The organism is Haloarchaeobius pelagicus (genome assembly GCF_051207375.1).
GTDB lineage: Archaea > Halobacteriota > Halobacteria > Halobacteriales > Natrialbaceae > Haloarchaeobius.
The window spans coordinates 1,042,323-1,060,273 of the sequence record NZ_JBPJZD010000002.1; the positions used below are offsets into that span (position 1 = coordinate 1,042,323).

Consider the following 17,951-nt stretch of genomic DNA (forward strand, 5'->3'; position numbering starts at 1 on the left):
GGCGTGATTTCGAAGGTCGATGTCGCCTCCGGCTCACGAACCACGGCAATATTCCCGGCGAGGTTGATATGTTAACGCATAACTTATACCCTTTCAGGGTAAGGCTCCGGATATGGCAGTAGCTACGGTGGGTGATCTGGCGACTGCGACGATGACAGTAGAGACCGAAGATATCGAAGCCTACGCGGCTCTCGTCGGCGACGAGAACCCCATTCACATGGAGGAATCGTACGCCGAGGAGACGATGTTCGACGGACGCATTGCACACGGGATGCTCTCGGCCGGCGTCGTCAGCGCCGCCCTCGCCGACCTCCCGGGCGACGTTATCTATCTCTCACAGGACCTCCAGTTCCAGGCACCAGTTCAACCAGGTGACACGGTCGAAGCCACGGCCAAGGTCGTCGAGCAGGTCGGCGACGACAGGCTCCGCGTGACCACGACGGTCGACGTGGCTGAGACGACGGTGCTCGCGGGCGAAGCGGTCGTCATGTCCGTCCCCCACGAAACCCACGAAGCGGGCGTCGGCTCCGAGGCCGAAGCAGGCGCGGACTGACCCACACGACCGAAACGAACAGCTGCTTTCTGCTGACGGTCGCACCGGCGACCGTCGCGTTTATCCGCGCGCACCCGGAACTGACCCTCGATGGAGCGTCTTCACGCCCGGTATCCGTTCTTCGCGGCGGCCCGCGAGGCGGTCGACGAGGCGGCGGTCGACCTCGGCGAGTTGGTTGCTCGCGAGGACGACCCCGCGGTCGACCGTGCCATCGAGCGGGTCACGACGGCCCTGACGGAACACACGACCGGCGAGATGCGACGCGATAATCGGACCGAACTCCTCTCGTACCCGGTGGCGCGAGTGCTCGTCTCGCTGGTCGACGACCCGGTCGTCACGCAGACCTACGCGAAGGCGGAGGCCGCCACGGCCCACGAGCGCGTCCTCTCCGACCTCGATACGACGACCCAGCTCAAGTCCGCGAGCGGGAGCGACCTCACCGTCGAGCGACTGCTCCGCGAGTTCGACCTCGCGGGCGCGGTCCAGGAGGCAGACACCGGCTACCGCGTCTCTGTCGGCGCATACCTGCGGCTGACGGGTGACCTCGACGACGACGCCTGGCGGCTCCCCCGACGCAGTCTCGCCGACGGGACCGTTCCCGTGGGCCGCGACGAACTCCTCACGCTGCTCCGCGGCGCTATCGAGGAGCGAGTCATGCTCGGACTCCCGTTCCAGGTACCCGATGTCATCGCGGACCACCTCGTCGACGAGGTGGCGAGTATCGAGGACGTGCTCTCGGACCCCGCTCTCCCGACCTCGTTCGACACCGTCGACGCCAGCTCGTTCCCGCCGTGTATCGAGCACCTGCTCGAACGGGCGCAGGACGACGAGGACGAACTCGCGCCGCCGTCGTGGTTCACGCTCTGTGCGTTCTGTGCGACCGTCGGGATGGACCCCGAGGAGGTCGTGGCGGTGACCCGCGCCGTCGATGAGACGGCCGAGCGCATCCGCTACCAGATGGACAAGCTCGCGCGCGAGGACGGCGCTATCGAGTACCCGCCGGTCTCGTGTACGACCGTCCAGGCCTACGGCGACTGCGTGAACCAGGACGAGGTCTGTGCGGAGATATCGCATCCCCTGGCGTACTACGCGCAGAAGGGAGAGACTGCAGGCGATTGATTCGGGCGGCGGCCGCCCGGGTGTTACTCCTCGTCGAGGTCGAGCCAGTACTTGCGGGTGTACCCGATGACGGCCATCAGGACGACGAAGAAGGCGATCGCGTACGCGAGAATCTGACCGCCTTCCGAGGTGAGGACGCCATTGTCGCCGCCGTAGGTCATTCCGATGTAGACCATGATGCCGATGATGGTCACAACGGCCCCGGAGGAGACCACGACCTCTTTGAGTGTCTCCGAATCCATGTCGTTGCGTCGCGCTTCCCGCGGCCCGGACAAAAGCGTGTCGTAGTTACGCTACGGTGAACGTCGTCTCCGACATGTCGATGAAGGCTGTCTCGTAGCCCTCGTGACGGGCGGCCTGCGGCGGGATGGTCGGTCGAAGCGTCACCTCGTCACCGGATTCGATGGTCCCGACCGATGCGCCGTAGTGGTGGTGCAACTCGGGGTCGAACGTCGGAGTCAGGTCGCCGTCGAACACCGTCTCGCCGTCGCGGGTGACCGTCGCGGCCAGTCCCATCGAGGGGAGCACCATCCGGTTGTACGGGGACCGCGCGGACACCGCGAGGTAGGTTCCGTCGCCGAAGCGGTCGGCGTCGATGGCCTGCGTCGCCAGCACTGCGTCACCCGATTTCGGGGCATCGAGCGCGCGACCCGGGAGGTCCGCCTGGGCGGGCGCGACGCCGAGGGGCATCTGCATCTCCATCGGTGGGACGGCCTCGAGCGCGCCGGCGCGGTCCTCGGTGTTCTTGTACATGATCTGTTCTTTCTCGCCTTCGCTGTAGCTCAGGTCGAGCGTGACCGACGTTGACTCCCCGAACTTCCCCTCGAACGCGCCGGTGGTCTCGACGCCGGAGAGCCCGCCGATGGACACCTCGACATCGTAACTCGCGGTTCCCTCCAGCGGGAAGTTCGCACCGTAGTGAAAGCCCATCGGCTGGGAGAGCATCGCGTAGATGGTCTCCTCGGTGACGAGTTCGCCGTCTTTGGTGACCTCGATGCTCACGCCGGCGTCCGGGAGGACAACCTTGGTCTCGGGGTCCCAGACCGCGACCATCAGGTGGACTGCGTCGTCCGACTCGATGTCGACCAGCTCGGTCTCGGTCGCAGACACCGTCCAGAAGCGGTGCGGGTAGCTGTACATCAGCCCGACCGCGTAGTCGCCGCTCATCGTCATATCCTCCATCTGCATCCCCTCGACGTGGGTCGGGTAGTAGACCGCGGCGGGGCGGTCCGAGAGGACGGGCGGGACGCCAGCGGTCTGTGTCTCTAGCAGACCAGCACAGCCCGCGAGTCCTGCCGCGGTGGCGCTGGCCCCGGCCGCGAGGAACGTGCGTCGTCTCATGGTCGTCTCTCGGAACTTCGGGGAAAAGCGGCTTCTGGTTCTTCGGTCGAAATCGGCTGGTTCACGCGTCGAATCGTTCTACTGCGGGTTCGGTTCGGGGAGCGCGCGGTGGGCCCGCGGCGGGAGCAGGAAGTTACCACGGCGCTTGACGAACGTGTACTCGAGGATGCCGTTGTTGACGCGCTGGCGGATGGTCGGGTGCTTCGTCTGGTCGGTGCCGTTCATCGCCTCGCGGGTCTTCTCGAAGTCCGCGATGGAACGCTGGACCGCGAGGAAGTGCAGGCCGGCCTCGTCCCTGTCGGTCGAGTCGAAGTCCCGGCGGATGATGAGTGGGCTCCCGTCCTCGCGGGCGGCAGCCGTCTTCTGGGTGTGGCCGATCTTCCCGTAGTTCCTCGCATCGTCGTCGATGGACTCGACACAGCCGGCTTCCTCCACGCCGGAGGAGGTGCCGAGGTTGTCCCCTGCACCCTCGACCTTGCCCTCCTTGGCGTGGGCGGGACAGAACATCTTCGCGACGTTCTCCTCCCTGTCGTTCTCGGTGTACCAGTCGTCGAGACGCAGGCGGATGCGCGAGACGTGCTGGGTCGTCCCGCCGGCGAACGGGCCAGCCGGAATCGTCACGAAGTCCTCGCTGGCCTGGTTCTTCTTGAAGCCCGACTTGAAGCCCATGAACAGCGGCGACTCCTCGTCGATGTCCACGTCGTCGGGGATGCCGGCCACGTCCTGGTGCTCGGCGGGCAGGCCAGCGCCGACGAACCCGGTCCGGCGGCCGGGGAAGTCGTCCGGGAAGTCGAACACGTCGCCGAGGTGGGCGTCCATCTCGACACCGTTTGCTTCCTCGCGACTGCCCTTCAGGGTCTCCTCGGCTTCGAGGACGACCGAGCCGTGGTCGCTGGCGAGGTGGACGACCGCGTCGTTCGTGTCGAACTCGGGCTCCTCGAACGGCGAGAGCGCCTTCGGCTCGGCCATGCCTGCCGAGTCGGGCAGCTCGTCGTCGAACCGGGCGAAGTACGCCGGGGAGTAGCCGACCGTGAACAGCAGTCCCTCGTTCGACCACTCGAAGGCGCGTTCGAGGCTCTGGAGGGCGGCCTCGACCGTCTCGCGCTCGTCGCTACTCGGCGTCCCGTCGCCCGCGTAGTCGAGGGAGAGCAGGAGGTGGTGGCGCGGGGCGACGTCGTTGCCGTGGTCGTCGGTCGCGAGGAACTCGTTCCAGGTGTGCTGGCCGCGCGGGAGGCTCGTCGGGTCGTCGGTGCCCGTGGGAATCGCGGCGGCGTCGTCGCCGCTTCGCTCCCGGTCCAGGCAGGCGGCGAGGGCGGCCGTCCCGCCGATGGCGACGGCCGATTTGACGAACTCGCGGCGGGGGATTCCGCGGCTGTCGCGTGCTGTCATCGGCGTTCGCTAGGAACTGCCCCGCAAAAAACGGCGTGGTGCATGCGTCGAAAGGGCGAACAGGCGACACGTGGGCGTCGAGGCTGGTCTGGCGTCGGCACCCGAAGTCGTGTGGCGGCTGGTCGCGCACCCGCTGCCCGCCACACGGTTACTCGTCAGGACATGGCGGGGCTGGCCCCGTCCTCGTATAAAATCACTCCGCCAGCAGGTCGTCGACCAGCCGGGTGAACCGGTCCACCAGCCGAGCCGGCAGCGTCGGCGTCACGTCCGCGAGCAGGTCGCCGGTCCGTTCGGGGTCGGCGAGCACCAGCGTCACGCGGTTGCGCGAGTCGCGTTCCTTCTCGACGAGGCCTGCGTCACAGAGGTTGCCGAGGTGGTGTTCGAGCGTCGAGCGCGCCACACCCACGTCCTCGGCCACCGCTGCGGGACGCGAGGGCCCCGCCTCGATGAGGACAGCGAGGATGTCGCGGGTGGTCTCGCGGCGGACCAGCGCGATGGCGGCGCGCTCGAACGCGTCGTAGCCCGGCGGGAAGTAGTGGGTCCGGCCGAACAGCTCGTCGCGGAGAACCGAGTCGTCGGTGACCAGCGAGCGGACGTGGTACTGGACGTGGCCGGCCGCGAAGGGGAGCGACCGGACGAGTTCGTTGAAGTGGACGCCGGGCTGTGCTGCGATCTCGTGCTCGATGCGGGTGCGTGCGTCGGTCATGTGTCGTCGGTATCGCGTCCCTGCCGGATCTCGCGGGCGTACCACACCGCACCGACCACGAGCGCGGTCATCACCACGTCCAGGCCGTGTTCGGCGAGGTGGTGGTCGGCGTCGGTGAGCGGCCCCATCATGGCGAACCAGGCGACCAGCGACCGGCCCGCGATGGTGGCGAGCGCCAGCGCGACCAGCAGATACGGCCGCGAGCGCCGCCGGACGTACGCTGCCAGCCCGAGCCCGAGCAACAGCGCGGACCCGAGCCCGGCGAGGGTGAGGACGCCCAGCAGCAGCGGGCCGACCGTCGTACTGGCGTGCAGCGGTGCGAGCCCCGGCAGGGGTTCCATCGTGCTGCGCTAGCGGGTCCAGTCACCTGAACTGTTCGATTGTGTGGGCTGCACACAACCGATGGCCTTTGCGGGAGGAAAAGTGTCGAAGCGTGGGGTCTGAGGGCGCAATGGGCGGGAATACGGGTGAAAGACTTACGCTCGCCGAACCCGTACTTCAACTCGAAGCCGGACACCGGCATAGCCCACGCTCCGGCGGTGAATACGCATGACGCACACCAGAAGCACACCCGCGTCACAGAAGACGAACCTGCCCGTGCCCAGCGACGCCCATCTCGACGAGCGGTCGCGCCGCGCACGCGAAGAGCCGATGCTCGTCACCGCGTTCGGCGGCGACGTGTACGAGGTCGAGACCGAACCAGGCCATCGCTACCTCGCGAACGTCGTTGCAGGGCGCTGCACCTGTCCGGACCACCTGTTCCGCGACGCGCGCTGTAAGCACCTCCGCCGGGTCGCCATCGAGATAACCGAAGGGAGAGTCCCCCCGCCGGGCTACGTCGCGGTCCCCTGCGCGGTCTGTGCCGAGGAGGTGTTCGTCCGCACCGCCTCTGCCGACCCGCACCTCTGTCCGCGCCACCGGTTCCAGCGCGGGGACGTGGCGCGTGACCGCGAGACCGGGGGGCTGGTCCTCGTCGTGGCGGTCTCGAACCGTCGCGCGGACGAGGTCCGGATTCCCAGCCAGGACTGCACGGTCGCCGAGTACGCCACCAATCGGGCGTACCCGGCGAGCGACCCGGTCGTGAGCGCGGTGTACCCGGCGGTCCGGGTCACGAGTGGCGGGCCGGCCCCTGAGTCACTCCGCGTGTACTCGTTCCCCGTTTCGCGTCTCGTGCGCCCCGAATCCTGACTGCGGTCTGTTTCCAATTCACACGAAAACACGGCCTGAAACAGCGGATTCGCCTAGGTTTAGGCCAGCCGAAAAATCGTAACACCTTTTACCTTTAGGTCGGCCTAAATCGAGTATGAAGTTCGACCGACGTGAACTCCTGCGGACGCTCGGCGCGACAGCCGGCGCAGCCGCACTGGCCGGCTGTGGCGCGACCGACGGGAACCAGACCGACGAGACGTCACCGGAGACCGGCCAGTCCGGCGAGGACACGACCGACTCCGACGACGAGAACGAGAGCGACGGCGGGAGCGCCGCAGTCGGCGCGAACGTCGCCGTCGCAGCCCAGTGGAACGTCTACCGCGCCCGGCTGGCCGACGCGGTCGCCCTCGGCATCGCGGGCGACTTCTCCGGTGGCGCGTCCATCGCCGAGGACGTGTTCGCGAGCTTCGAGGGCGCGTCGGGCGAGTGGGGTGCCCACGAGCAGCTCGAACACACCAGTGAGTCCAGTTACGAGGGCTTCGAGGGCGCACTCGAGGCCCTGAAGGAGAGCCTCGAGTCCGAGTCACTCGCGACCGCGAAGCTCGACGCCCGTGACGGAAGCCAGGCGCTCCGGGCGGCCCAGGTCGAACTGGTCGGCGAGACAGCCACGCAGGCGCTCGACATGCAGCTCATGGGCGCGAACGCGGGCAACGTCCGGATGCTGGCTGGCGCTGGGCACTTCCAGGCGGCTGCAGCCGTCGCGGGCGAGGTTCTCGACGACTTCGAGGACGCCGCGGTCCACGACGCGCTCGAATCGGCCGACGAGGAGGCGTACAGTCTGTTCGAGAACGGCCTGAAGCAGGCCACCACCGCGGCGGAGTCCGAGGACGCGGCGACCGTCGAATCGAAGATCGACGCGGCGGTCGACGGCGCGGTCCAGGGTTCCTACGCGCTGGCCGAGGCCGAGACCACGGCCGGGGCGGGCCACCTCGCCACCATGCAGGCCCGCGGCTTCGATGCCGCCACCCTCGCCGGGCTGGGCGGCCCAGGCACGAACTTCGCCCACGCTGGCACCCTGACCACCTACCGCGCCCGCGCCGTCGACGCGGCGCGACTCGCCGCCGCCGGCGAGACCGAGGTCGCAGCCACGATAGCCGGCGACATCTACGCGCACTTCGAGGGGGCTCGCGCGCACGAAGGACTCGAACACGCCGACCACGAGGCCTACGAGGCGTTCGAGGGCGGCCTGGAATCTCTCAAAGAGGCCATCGAGAACGGTGACTCGGCCGGCATCGAGAGCGCCCTGGCCACCGTCGACGAGAGCCTCGTGACCGGCATCGGGAAGCTCGCGACCGGGACCGAGGCGGCTGTCCTCGAGGCCGCGTTCTTCCGCGCCCGCGTGGAGGACGCCATCCTGCAGTACGAATCCGGCGAGGCCAGCGCTGCGGCCGACAGCACGAGCGCCCTCTACGAGCGTTTCGAGAAAGACGAACTGGGCTTCCACGAGGCGTTCGAGCACGCCGACCACGAGGCGTACGAGTCCTTCGAGGGTCACCTCGAATCGCTCGGCGAGGCCTTCTCGAACGGTGACGACGCAGCCGTCGAGACCGAGGGCGAGGCGACGCTCTCGGTCCTGTTCGAGTTCGAGACGATGGTCGGCTCCACCACGCTGGTCTCGGTCGCCGAGGCGAGCTACATGACGGCGCTCGGCTTCGACGCCGCGACCCTCGCCACGGTCGGCGCGACCGACCGCGCGAAGGCGACCCTGCAGAGCGCCTACGAACACTTCGAGTCCGGCGCTGGCGGCTTCCACGAGGCACTGGAACACGCCGACCACGACCTCTACGAGTCCTTCGAGCACGAACTGGAGGGCGGCATCGAGGCCGTCGGCTCCGGCGGGGACGTGTACGCGAAGACGAAGGCGTTCAGCCAGCAGGCGCTCGACGCGATGTACACTCTCGTCGAGAGCGCCGGAAGCGGTGACTTCACCGCCGCCGCGGCGGGCATCGCCAGCGGGGTCTACGAGGACTTCGAGAACGCCGAGGTCCACGAACTGCTGGAGGAGGCTGACCACGCCGCCTACGAGACCTTCGAGCACGAACTTGAGGCGCTTGTCGAGGCGCTGGAGAACGGTGAAGCCGTCTCCTCGCACCTCTCCGCGTTCGCTGCCGCGACCCTGCGCGCCCAGTTCGCGGTCGTCGGTGCCGTCGACAAGGCACCCGTCGGCACCGGAAACGGCGGGAGCGAGGAAGGCGGCGAGACCGACCCCGAACTCACTGGTGGTCCCAACGTCCAGGACGGCGTCCCCGAGGACGCCGACCACGTCGTCGACATGAAGGCCGTCTCCTTCGAGCCCGCCGAACTCACCGTGAAGAAGGGCGACACGGTCGCCTGGAAGCACGTCGCCGGTGAGGCGCACTCCGTCACCGCGAAGGGCGACGCCATCCCCGAGGGTGCGTCCTTCTGGGCCTCCGGCGGCTTCGAGTCCCAGGACGCGGCCGAGACCGGCTGGGAGGAGGGCAAGGGTGCCGTCCAGTCCGGCCAGTCCTACGTCCACACGTTCGAGACGACCGGGACTCACGAGTACTACTGCATCCCGCACGCCGCGGCCGGGATGGCGGGTACGGTCGTCGTCGAGGAGTAAGCACGACACCGCCCCCCGACCGCTGACGCTGCCACTGTCCTCCCACCTGCCGCTGTCGTCCCATCCTTTTTACCAGAGAACGCGGCCACCCCCGGTGTGCCCCCACGAGCCACCGTCCGTGTCCCAGCGGTTGCGCGGTGAACACACGGACGGCCCGCGGTCACCGCCTGTCCGCCACCCTACAATCAGTCGACGCTATTCGTCGTAGTCGGTCAGACTGCGCTTTCGCGGGCCGCCGACGAACTCCTCGAAGTCGGTCCCGTCAGCGAGTGCCGTCTCCTTCTTCACCCGGTAGTTGCCCCCGTCGGTGACGTACAGGTCGGCCGGATGGAAGAAGTACCAGTCCTCACGGTCGAAGCGCACGCCGACGCGCGCCTTCGCGCCGAAGTTCTGTGCGAAAAAGAGCAGCGCTTCGATCTCCTCTCCATCGAGGTAGATGGGCCTCCCCGATGACGACTTCGCCTCGATCGCGTAGAACACGTCGCCGTTGCCGGCGAGGACGTCGGGGAGCTCGCGCTCGGTCGCGCTGCCACTCGCCGGCGCACGCATGACCGCGAACCCGGCCTCGTCGAGTTTGTTGACGAGCTCGCGTTCCATGCGGTCACCCTTCCGGTTCGAACTCATGTTCCCCTCTCGGAGACGGGGGATGATAAGTCGGGCGACCCGAGAATCGCGTTCAGGAACAGGAGTCAGTCGGCCGATTCCTCGTCGGTGTCGGCCTCGTCGGCCGCGTCCTCGCCACCGTCGGTTTCGGCCGTGGCTTCGACCGCCCTGTCCTCGTCCGGCTCGGCGTCGTCAGCACTCTCGGCCGCCGCCACCTCGTTCGCGTCGGCCTCGCCCTCGCCCTCGCCGGACGCCGAATCGCTCTGGTCCTCGGTGGTCTCGGTCTGCGGTGCCGCCGAGGTCGCGTTCTCATCGCCGTCGGCGATGCCGCTGGCCAGCCCGCCCGGCTGGAGATACCACCAGCCGCCCAGGATGACCGCGCCGAGGACGAACGAGCTGAGCGCCAGCGATGCCGACCCGGTCGCCGCGAGGACGAACGAGAGCAGGACGCCGCCGGAGCCGAGCCCCAGCAACAGGAGCGCTCGGATGCTGTTGTCGACCCGCTGGACGATGACGTCGTCGACGGTCCGCTCGGTGACGTACTCGTCTTCGAGCAGGTCGTGGAGCGCTGTGACGTCGTCGTCGGTCGACTCCCGGAGGTCAGACACGTCCGATTCGAGGGTCGACTGCATCTCCACCAGGTTCGCCTCCATGTCGTCACGGAGGTCGCCGGCTGCGGCCTCGCGTTCGCGCCGAACCGCCTCGAGGTCGTTCTCGAAGTCCTCGCGGGCGTCCTCGACGGTCGCTTCGAGGGCCGCTCTGAGTTCTTCGGTCGCTTCCTCGCGCTCCTCGCGGAGCGTCTCGAGACCGTCGTCGAGGGTGTCGACGCGGTCTTCGAGGTCGCGGAGCGCCGCGGCCCGCGCGGCGAGGTCGTCGAGTCGCGCGAGATCGCGTTCGGCCTCGGCCAGTCCCCGAACCGTCGCCGAGCGATGGTCGAGCGCGTCGACCTCCTCCGTGAGGGCCTCGAGGTCGTCGGCGCGAGCGGCGGCCTCGTTTAGCTCGGCCAGCCGGTCTTCGACGCCGTCGACGCGCGCGTCGGTCGCAGCGTCCTCGGCCAGCTGGTCGAGCTGGTCGGCCACGCTGTCGAGGCGGTCTGCCTCTGCCTTCGCGTCCTTGAGCGCCTGAACGGCCTCACGGATCACCGCGAGGTCCGTCTCGTCGGCCTTCTGGTCGGCGAGTGCGGCGAGGTCTGTGCGTGTCTGTTGCAGGTCAGCCGCGTCGGCTTTGAGGCCGTACACCTCGGTGATGCTCGATTCGAGGTCCTCGATGTCGCGTTCGAGCCGTTCGCGCTGCTGGCCTGCACGGTCGCGGAGCCGGTCGAGGAACGCGGCCGTCGACTCGGAGAGCTCCAGGTTGAGCTCCTGTGCGATGGCGTCGCGGTCCTCGTCGTCGACGCTGTCGGCGCGGAACTCGCGAGCGAGGTCCGCCGCGACGGTGCCCGTGCCCGTCGGGTCCGTCGCCCCGCTGTCGTCCGGCGATGGCTCGTCGTCTATCGAGACGTCGTCGAGGCTCGGTTCGTTGTCGTCGATACCCAGGTCGTCGACGCCCGAGAGGTCGAGGCCGGCACCGAACCCGTCGTCCCCGTCGCCACTGTCGTCGGTCTCGTCGACCGCGCTCTCGTCGGGCGCGGCGACTTCGTCCAGTGCGATGGGTTCGTCGCTGTCGGCCTCGGTCAGCTCGTCGAGCTCGAGTGCCTCCGCTGCGGCCTGCTCGACGGTCTCCGCAGTATCGTCGTCCGCGGCGTCGTCGTCGTTCGCCGCGAGGTCACCCTCGTTGTGAACGTCGAGCGTCGGGACCGCCTCCGAAGTGTCGTCGAGTGGTGCCGGCCCGTCCTCGTCCTCGGTGGAGACCGACAGTGTCGGTCGGCCGAGGAACGCCTCGGGGTCGTCGAGCGACGGCCGGCGGACGCCGTACACCGTCGTTACGGACTCGCCGGGGGCGAGCTGTCGTCTGTACGCGATCTCGTTCTCGTCGATGCGTCGCCAGTTCTCGGCCTCGAAATCCTCGTGAAAGCCCACGTCGTCTCCGGAGAGGTCGTCGGGAGTCTCGTCACGGAGTTCGAGCGTGACTGGCTCGTCACGCATCGACGCGATGTCGTAGTTCACGACGGGCACGGCGGCGCCACGCTCCGTCACCCACTTTCGAACGCGGACGCCGCGTTCGGCGACGTTCACTGCGTCACCGTCCGTCGGGGGCCAGTCCACCGCCTCCTCGTCAGTCGTAAGTTCGCTATCCTCCGTCACGCTGTCTGATGCTCAATCCGAATGCATTTCATGGTATCGGAAATTGTTGTAAAATTAAGGTTATTGGGGATTGAGGTGTGGGAAACCCAACCAGAGCGGGGAAAAATCGCCAGAAAGCGCGGTTCTTCTCAGTCGCTGGGAGTGACGATTCTGCCTACGTTCCGTGCTCCCAGGAGCCCATGTACTCGCGCTGTGCCTCGGTGAGCGAGTCGAACTCGACGCCCTCGGCCGCGAGCTTGATCTCGGCGACCTCCTTGTCGAGGTCGTCTGGGACCTCGTGGACGCCGGCGTCGTACTCGTCGCCGTTCTCGACGAGTTCCTCGACACAGACAGCCTGGATACCGAAGGACTGGTCCATGACCTCGACCGGGTGGCCGAGCGCGATGGGCGTCGCGAGGTTGACGAGGCGACCCTCGGCGAGGACGTTCAGACGGCGCCCGTCGGGCATCTCGTACGCCTGCACGCCGTCGCGGGCCTCGTAGCTGTCGACGGCCATGTCGTCGAGTTCGTCGAGCGCGATCTCGATGTCGAAGTGGCCGGCGTTGCTCAGCAGGACGCCGTCTTTCATCGACTCGAAGTGCTCGCCGGTGATGATGTCGCGGTTGCCGGTCGTCGTGATGAACACGTCACCGACCTCGGCAGCCTCGGCCATCGGCATCACGTCGTAGCCTTCCATGTGGGCTTCGAGGGCCCGGCGGGGCTCGACCTCGGTGACGATGACGTTCGCGTTCTGGCCCGCGGCCTTCTTCGCGACGCCCTTGCCACAGTAGCCGTAGCCACCGACGACGACGTTCTTGCCGGCCCACGAGAGGTTCGTGGTCATGGCGATGCTGGCCAGCGAGGACTCGCCGGTGCCGTGGACGTTGTCGAACAGCGTCTTCATCGGCGTGTCGTTGACCGCGAAGACGGGGTACTTCAGCTCGCCGTCGGCGTCCATCGCGCGCAGGCGGTGGACACCGGTCGTGGTCTCCTCGCAGCCGCCGACGATGGTCTCGATGAGTTCGGGGTAGTCCTCGTGGATGGCCGCGATCATGTCCATCCCGTCGTCGACCGTGATGGTCGGGTCGATGTCGATGACCGCCTTGATGGCCTCGTAGTACTCCTCGTCGTCGACGCCGCGCTTGGCGTAGCTCGTGATGTTCTCGTGGGTGTCGAGCGCCGCGCTCACGTCGTCGTGTGTCGAGAGCGGGTTGCAGCCGGTGATGGCGACCTCGGCACCACCGTCGGCGAGGAGTTCGACGAGGTTCGCCGTCTTCGCCTCGACGTGCATCGCCATACCGATGCGCTGGCCGGCGAAGGGCTGGTCTGTCTCGTAGTCCTCGCGGAGGGCTTCGAGGATGGGCATGTGCTGGCGAGCCCAGTCCATCTTGCGGCGGCCCTCTGTCTGGGCCGGCTCGGGGTCGTCGAGTTGTTCCGTGATGGTCGGATACGTGCTCATGCCTGCGACCATGGGAAGCGGGAGGAAAACGATACCGAAGTCGGAGCACTGCCCCCGTCCGCGGGTTCCGGTGAACCGTCGGTCCGTCCCGATGTGTGTAGGTGCTCCGTTTTTTATCCCGGCCCGGCGACCTGCCGCCAATGCAGTTCTCGGACGAGCAGCGACGACTGCTCGGGGTCGGTAGCATCCTGAGCATCTGTGTGGCAATCCTGGCGATCCAGATTCGAAGCGTCCTGACGGACTCCTGGGCCGGTGAGCCACTGCTCTCGGCATCGCTGGAGGTCGCGTTCCCGGCCCTGTTGACGCTCGCCGTCGCCGGGGCCGCCATCTGGTCCCTGTTCGCGGACTGGCCGGCTAATCGGGTCCTCCACATCGCCCGCTGGACGTTCGTCGCCGTCGTGGTCGCGGTCGCGCTCGAATCGTGGGTTCTCGGGGTCCACGTGTTCCTGCAGGACCAGACCGCCTCGTACGTCACCGTCACGAACACCGTCCTGCTCGGCCTGGTGGCCGGCGGTGGCGTCGGGGTGTACAGCGCGAGACAGCGCGAGGGCCAGCGCGAACTGACCCAGAGCGAGCAGCGGTACCGGTCGTTGACCGAGGACGTCCTCGACAGTTCCGACGTGGGGCTGTTCATCCTCGACTCCGACCTCAACGTAGTCTGGGTCAACGAGGCGACCGAGCGGTACTTCGACCTGGAACGGGAGTCGGTCATCGGGCGCGATGCCCGGACGCTCGTCGACGAGCACCTCAAGCACCAGTTCGACCAGCCCGAGCGCTTCGCCGAGCAGGTCACCGCCGCGTACGACGACAACACCGGCGAGGAGCAGTTCGAGTGCCACGTCGTCGGCGACGGCGACGAGGGACGATGGCTGGAACACTCCAGTCATCCCATCGAGTCCGGCCTGTACCGGGGTGGTCGCATCGAACACTACACCGATATCACCGAGCGCAAGCGGACGAACGACCGGCTCGAAGCCCGCGAACAGACGCTTCGCCGGCTGCACGATGTGCTGCTCGACCGGTCGACTCCCCTCGAGGACCGCACTGACGAACTCCTCGACCTCGGGCTTGAGATGCTCGACGTGGAGCACGCGGTGTTCGCACAGGTCTCCGACGACGAGGTGTTCGTCAAGTCGGTGCGAACCGAGATACCCGTCGACGTCCAGGAGGGGTACGCCATCTCCATCGACGGGACCTACGCGAAACGCGTGGTCGAGAGCAACGAACTCCGGTACGCGACCCACGTCTCCAAGGAGTGGCCCGAGTTCACCGAGTCGCGGTCCTACCAGGAGTACGGGCTGGAGTACTACGTCGGCGTCCCGGTCAGGGTCGAAGACGATCTGGACGGTGTCCTCGCGTTCGGGGACTCCGAGCCCCGCGAAGAGACGGCCGAGTGGGAACTCGCGCTCCTGGATATCATGGCGAACTCGCTGGCGCACGAACTGGAACATCGCCGCAACGAACGTCGGCGTGAGCAGGAACTCCAGGAGACCCGCGAGCAGTTCGAGTCGCTGGTCGAGGACGTCGAGGATTACGCCATCTTCCGGCTCAGCCCTGATGGGCACGTCGAGAGCTGGAACCGCGGGGCAGAGGACATCAAGGGGTACAGCGAAGCGGAGATCATCGGCGAACACGTCAGCTCGTTCCACACCGAGGAAGACCGCGAGGCTGACCGTCCGGGGACCCTCCTCCGGCGGGCGGCCGAGAAGGGCCGTGCCATCGACGAGGGGTGGCGTGTTCGCAAGGACGGCTCGCGCTTCTGGGCGAACGTCGTCATCACGGCCCTCCAGGACGACGACGGCGAGCTTCGCGGGTTCCTGAAGGTCACCCGGGACATCACCGAGCGCCGCGAGCGCGAACAGCAGATCGAACACGAGCGCGAGCGCCTGGAGTTCATGAACCGCATCATCCGCCACAACCTGCTCAACGGGATGAACGTGGTCGATGCGCGGGCGAGACTACTCGAAGGGCACGTCGATGAGGAGATGGCGACCCACCTCGGTACGATCCAGGCCCGTATCGCGGACATGATCGACCTCATCGAGACGATGCGGGCGTTCATGCGGGCCATCGTCGAAGGGAAGGAGCACGACCCCGAGCCGATGGCACTGGATACGGTCCTCGACGCCGAGATGGAGAAGGCGGCCGACGCGTACGACCACTCCCGGTTCGAATGGGAATCGTTCCCCTCGGTCGAGGTGCTGGCCGACGACCTCCTCCCGGAGGTGTTCGAGAACCTGCTGACGAACGCGGTCCAGCACAACGATAAGGAGACGCCCGTCGTCGAGGTCCGGACCGAGGTGACCGCGGAGACGGTCGCAGTCGAGGTCCGCGACAACGGCCCCGGTATCGACGAGGAGCTCAGGGACGCCGTCTTCGAGAAGGGCCGCAAAGGGTTCGACAGCCCGGGAACCGGCTTCGGCCTGTACCTCGTGCGTGAGATAATCGACTCCTACGGCGGCCGAGTCGAGGCGGAGAACGCCCCCGACGGCGGAGCGGTGTTCACCGTCTACATGCCGCGGGTGGACTGACCCGGCTGGGCGCTCGGTTCTCGGAACGTCTCGGCGCGACACGGGAGAATCGGGAGTGCAGCCGCTCTGGGGGGATACTGGTCGAAAGGGAAGGGGAAGGGGGCCTCTGATTGCGCGTCCGAAACTTAGTCGAACGCGATGATGCTGAACTCCGAGACGAGTTGCTTGTCCGGTCCGTTACCGTTGTTGCCCTTCTCGTCGTCGTCATCCTCCTGACCGGGCGCGTCGTTCGACGAACCGCCCGAGCTGTTGGTGCCACCAGCGTTGTTAGCCTTGTCCTCCGGTGGTCCCTGGTCGCCGGTCTGGCCGGGTGCCTCGGTCGGCGGTCCGGCGTGGTCCGGCGCGTTACCCGGGTTGTGTGCAAGCACCCACGATGCGATGAGGCGACCCGGCGTCGAGACGTTGTCATCACCCGTGACCTCCTGGACGTACGAGGTGAGCTGTGCCGAGAACTCGTTCAGCGCGTCCTCGGAGCTCTCCGTCGAATTGGTGGAGTTGGTGGAGTTCGTGGTATTCGTGGTGTTGGTCGTGTTGGTCGTATTCGTCGTGTTGGTCGTGTTCGTCGTATTCGTGGTGTTGTCGTCGGTCGTGTTGTTGTCACCGACGAGGTCGCTGAGCGACGGGGTGCTCGTCTGCACCGTCGTCTCCGGCGACGCGGTCGCCGCTGCGGGGGCGACCATCGCCACGAGCAGCATCAGCACGCCGAACACCGCGAGTGTCGTCTTGGAGCGCATCACGACCCAGGCTGAGACCACAGACACCATAAACCCGTACCGACGTTCACTTGGTTCAGTGGCTTTCCAGCGCCGTTCTCTGGTCGTTTAAACCGTTCAAAAACGGCTCTGGGAGTTTGTTTCTAAACTGTCAGGGTATTACTGAACCCAGCGTGCCGAACACCCATGACGCCACCGAACCGGTGATTTCCGACGGAAAAGGGTTGCCGGCCGGTTCAGGCGCGGTCGACCAGCGCGGTCGCGTGCTCCTGCGCGTCGGCTTTCACGCGGGCTTCGTCCAGCGTCAGCACCTCACGGTCGCGCATGAGGACCTCGCCGTCGCACATCGTGTGGCGGACGTCCGAGCCCGCGGCGGCGTAGACGAGGTGGCTCACGAGGTCGTGAGCGGGGGTCAGGTGCGCCGCGTCGAGGTCGAGTACGATCAGGTCGGCGGCCGCGCCGGGTTCGATGCGCCCGCCGGGGAGGTCGGCCGCGGCGGCGCTGCCCTCGGTCGCCATCCGGACGACAGCCTCGGCGGGGACCGCGCTGGCGTCGTCGGCCGCGAGCTTGCCGAGCATGGCCGCGTCGCGCATCTCGTCGAACATCGAGAGGTCGTTGTTCGAGGCCGCGCCGTCGGTACCCAGGCCGACGGTGACGCCCGCGTCGAGCATGTCCTGGACGGGGGCCATCCCGGAGGCGAGCTTCATGTTCGAGGCCGGGCAGTGGACGACCGCGGCACCGGTCTCGGCGAGCAGTTCGTGCTCGGTCGCGTCGGTGTGGACGCCGTGGGCGAGGAAGTCCTCGGGTGCGAGCAGGCCGTGTTCGCGGGCGTACTCGAGGGGACGCATCCCGTGCTCCTCGACGATGGGCGAGACCTCGTCGGCGGTCTCGTTGGCGTGGATGTGGACCGGGACACCGGCTTCCCGGGCCTGCGGGACGTACTCGTCGAGGAACTCGGTCGCGACCGTCGTCAGCGAGTGCGGCATGAACGCGGTCCGGACTCGGCCGTCGGCCGCGCCGTCGTACTCGCGGGCGACCCGGATGCTCTCGGCCGCATCGTCGTGGGCCGTGTCGGCTTCCTTCGCGATGGTGACGACGCCGTGGCCGACGCGAGCGCGCAGGCCGGCCTCGTCGATGGCGTCGACGATCTCGGGGACCTGGAAGTACATGTCCGCGAACGCCGTGGTGCCGGTCTTTATCATCTCCAGCATGCCGAGTTCGGTGCCGACGCGTACGTCCTCGGGGGTCAGCGCGGCCTCGGCCGGCCAGATATCCTCCTGGAGCCAGGCGTCGAGTTTCTTGTCGTCGGCGTACCCCCGGAGCAGGGTCATCGCGACGTGAGTGTGGGCGTTCACCAGTCCGGGCATGACGAGGCCGCCGGAGGCGTCGAGTTCGTCGTCACCGGTCAGCTCGTCGCCCAGCTCGACTATCTCGCCGCGCTCTGTGTCGACCAGCACGTCCGTCTCTCGAATCGTCAGGTCGGGCAGGAGCACTCGCCCGCCGCTGATGACGCGTTCCATGC

General features: G+C 67.5%; 15 protein-coding genes. 5 read left to right on the plus strand and 10 right to left on the minus strand.

Annotated elements, in window-relative coordinates; translation table 11 throughout:
• The first annotated feature begins 112 nt into the window (after positions 1-112).
• Both ACSC1S_RS17875 and ACSC1S_RS17880 read left to right on the plus strand, forming a co-directional pair.
• Positions 113-553, plus strand: a complete 441-nt coding sequence (locus ACSC1S_RS17875; RefSeq protein ID WP_435320143.1) for a MaoC family dehydratase — start codon at positions 113-115, stop codon at positions 551-553.
• Between the two features lie 90 nt (positions 554-643).
• On the plus strand, positions 644-1,672 hold the full coding sequence (locus ACSC1S_RS17880) for a DNA primase regulatory subunit PriL (protein WP_435365466.1): 1,029 nt from the start codon (positions 644-646) through the stop codon (positions 1,670-1,672).
• Positions 1,673-1,695: 23 nt separating this feature from the next.
• Here the strand turns inward: ACSC1S_RS17880 and ACSC1S_RS17885 are convergent, their stop codons facing one another.
• The 5 genes from ACSC1S_RS17885 to ACSC1S_RS17905 all read right to left on the minus strand — a co-directional run bounded on the left by ACSC1S_RS17885 (position 1,696) and on the right by ACSC1S_RS17905 (position 5,449).
• Entirely contained in the window at positions 1,696-1,914 is a 219-nt protein-coding gene (locus tag ACSC1S_RS17885) for a DUF7472 family protein (protein WP_435365467.1), read from the minus strand.
• A gap of 46 nt (positions 1,915-1,960) precedes the next feature.
• A complete protein-coding gene (locus ACSC1S_RS17890; protein ID WP_435365468.1) occupies positions 1,961-3,013 on the minus strand; it encodes a DUF7350 domain-containing protein in 1,053 nt (350 codons plus the stop codon).
• A 78-nt stretch (positions 3,014-3,091) separates the two neighbouring features.
• A complete protein-coding gene (locus ACSC1S_RS17895; RefSeq protein WP_435365469.1) occupies positions 3,092-4,402 on the minus strand; it encodes a DUF7405 family protein in 1,311 nt (436 codons plus the stop codon).
• Between the two features lie 193 nt (positions 4,403-4,595).
• Positions 4,596-5,108 (minus strand): winged helix-turn-helix transcriptional regulator, encoded by a 513-nt coding sequence (locus ACSC1S_RS17900; protein ID WP_435365470.1) that lies wholly within the window; start codon positions 5,106-5,108, stop codon positions 4,596-4,598.
• The gene (locus ACSC1S_RS17905) at positions 5,105-5,449 is read right to left on the minus strand and encodes a DUF7471 family protein (protein WP_435365471.1); all 345 of its coding nucleotides are present in this window, start codon (positions 5,447-5,449) and stop codon (positions 5,105-5,107) included. The genes ACSC1S_RS17900 and ACSC1S_RS17905 overlap by 4 nt, the downstream gene beginning before the upstream one ends.
• 208 nt (positions 5,450-5,657) lie before the next feature.
• Between ACSC1S_RS17905 and ACSC1S_RS17910 the strand changes: the two genes are divergently transcribed.
• The gene (locus ACSC1S_RS17910; RefSeq protein WP_435365472.1) at positions 5,658-6,296 is read left to right on the plus strand and encodes an SWIM zinc finger family protein; all 639 of its coding nucleotides are present in this window, start codon (positions 5,658-5,660) and stop codon (positions 6,294-6,296) included.
• A gap of 115 nt (positions 6,297-6,411) precedes the next feature.
• On the plus strand, positions 6,412-8,901 hold the full coding sequence (locus ACSC1S_RS17915; RefSeq protein WP_435365473.1) for a DUF5059 domain-containing protein: 2,490 nt from the start codon (positions 6,412-6,414) through the stop codon (positions 8,899-8,901).
• Positions 8,902-9,096: 195 nt separating this feature from the next.
• Here the strand turns inward: ACSC1S_RS17915 and hjc are convergent, their stop codons facing one another.
• From hjc to ACSC1S_RS17930, 3 genes are all read right to left on the minus strand, one after another.
• A complete protein-coding gene (gene hjc / locus ACSC1S_RS17920; RefSeq protein WP_261649431.1) occupies positions 9,097-9,525 on the minus strand; it encodes a Holliday junction resolvase Hjc in 429 nt (142 codons plus the stop codon).
• Positions 9,526-9,590: 65 nt separating this feature from the next.
• The gene (locus tag ACSC1S_RS17925) at positions 9,591-11,747 is read right to left on the minus strand and encodes a hypothetical protein (protein WP_435365474.1); all 2,157 of its coding nucleotides are present in this window, start codon (positions 11,745-11,747) and stop codon (positions 9,591-9,593) included.
• Between the two features lie 154 nt (positions 11,748-11,901).
• Positions 11,902-13,185 (minus strand): adenosylhomocysteinase, encoded by a 1,284-nt coding sequence (locus ACSC1S_RS17930; protein WP_435320151.1) that lies wholly within the window; start codon positions 13,183-13,185, stop codon positions 11,902-11,904.
• Between the two features lie 140 nt (positions 13,186-13,325).
• Here ACSC1S_RS17930 and ACSC1S_RS17935 point away from each other — a divergent pair, with 140 nt between their 5' ends.
• Positions 13,326-15,716, plus strand: a complete 2,391-nt coding sequence (locus tag ACSC1S_RS17935; RefSeq protein WP_435365475.1) for a PAS domain S-box protein — start codon at positions 13,326-13,328, stop codon at positions 15,714-15,716.
• A gap of 125 nt (positions 15,717-15,841) precedes the next feature.
• Here the strand turns inward: ACSC1S_RS17935 and ACSC1S_RS17940 are convergent, their stop codons facing one another.
• Together ACSC1S_RS17940 and ACSC1S_RS17945 are read right to left on the minus strand one after the other, a co-directional pair.
• A complete protein-coding gene (locus tag ACSC1S_RS17940) occupies positions 15,842-16,450 on the minus strand; it encodes a hypothetical protein (RefSeq protein ID WP_435365476.1) in 609 nt (202 codons plus the stop codon).
• Positions 16,451-16,665: 215 nt separating this feature from the next.
• On the minus strand, positions 16,666-17,949 hold the full coding sequence (locus tag ACSC1S_RS17945; RefSeq protein ID WP_435365477.1) for an amidohydrolase: 1,284 nt from the start codon (positions 17,947-17,949) through the stop codon (positions 16,666-16,668).
• Positions 17,950-17,951 lie beyond the last annotated feature (2 nt).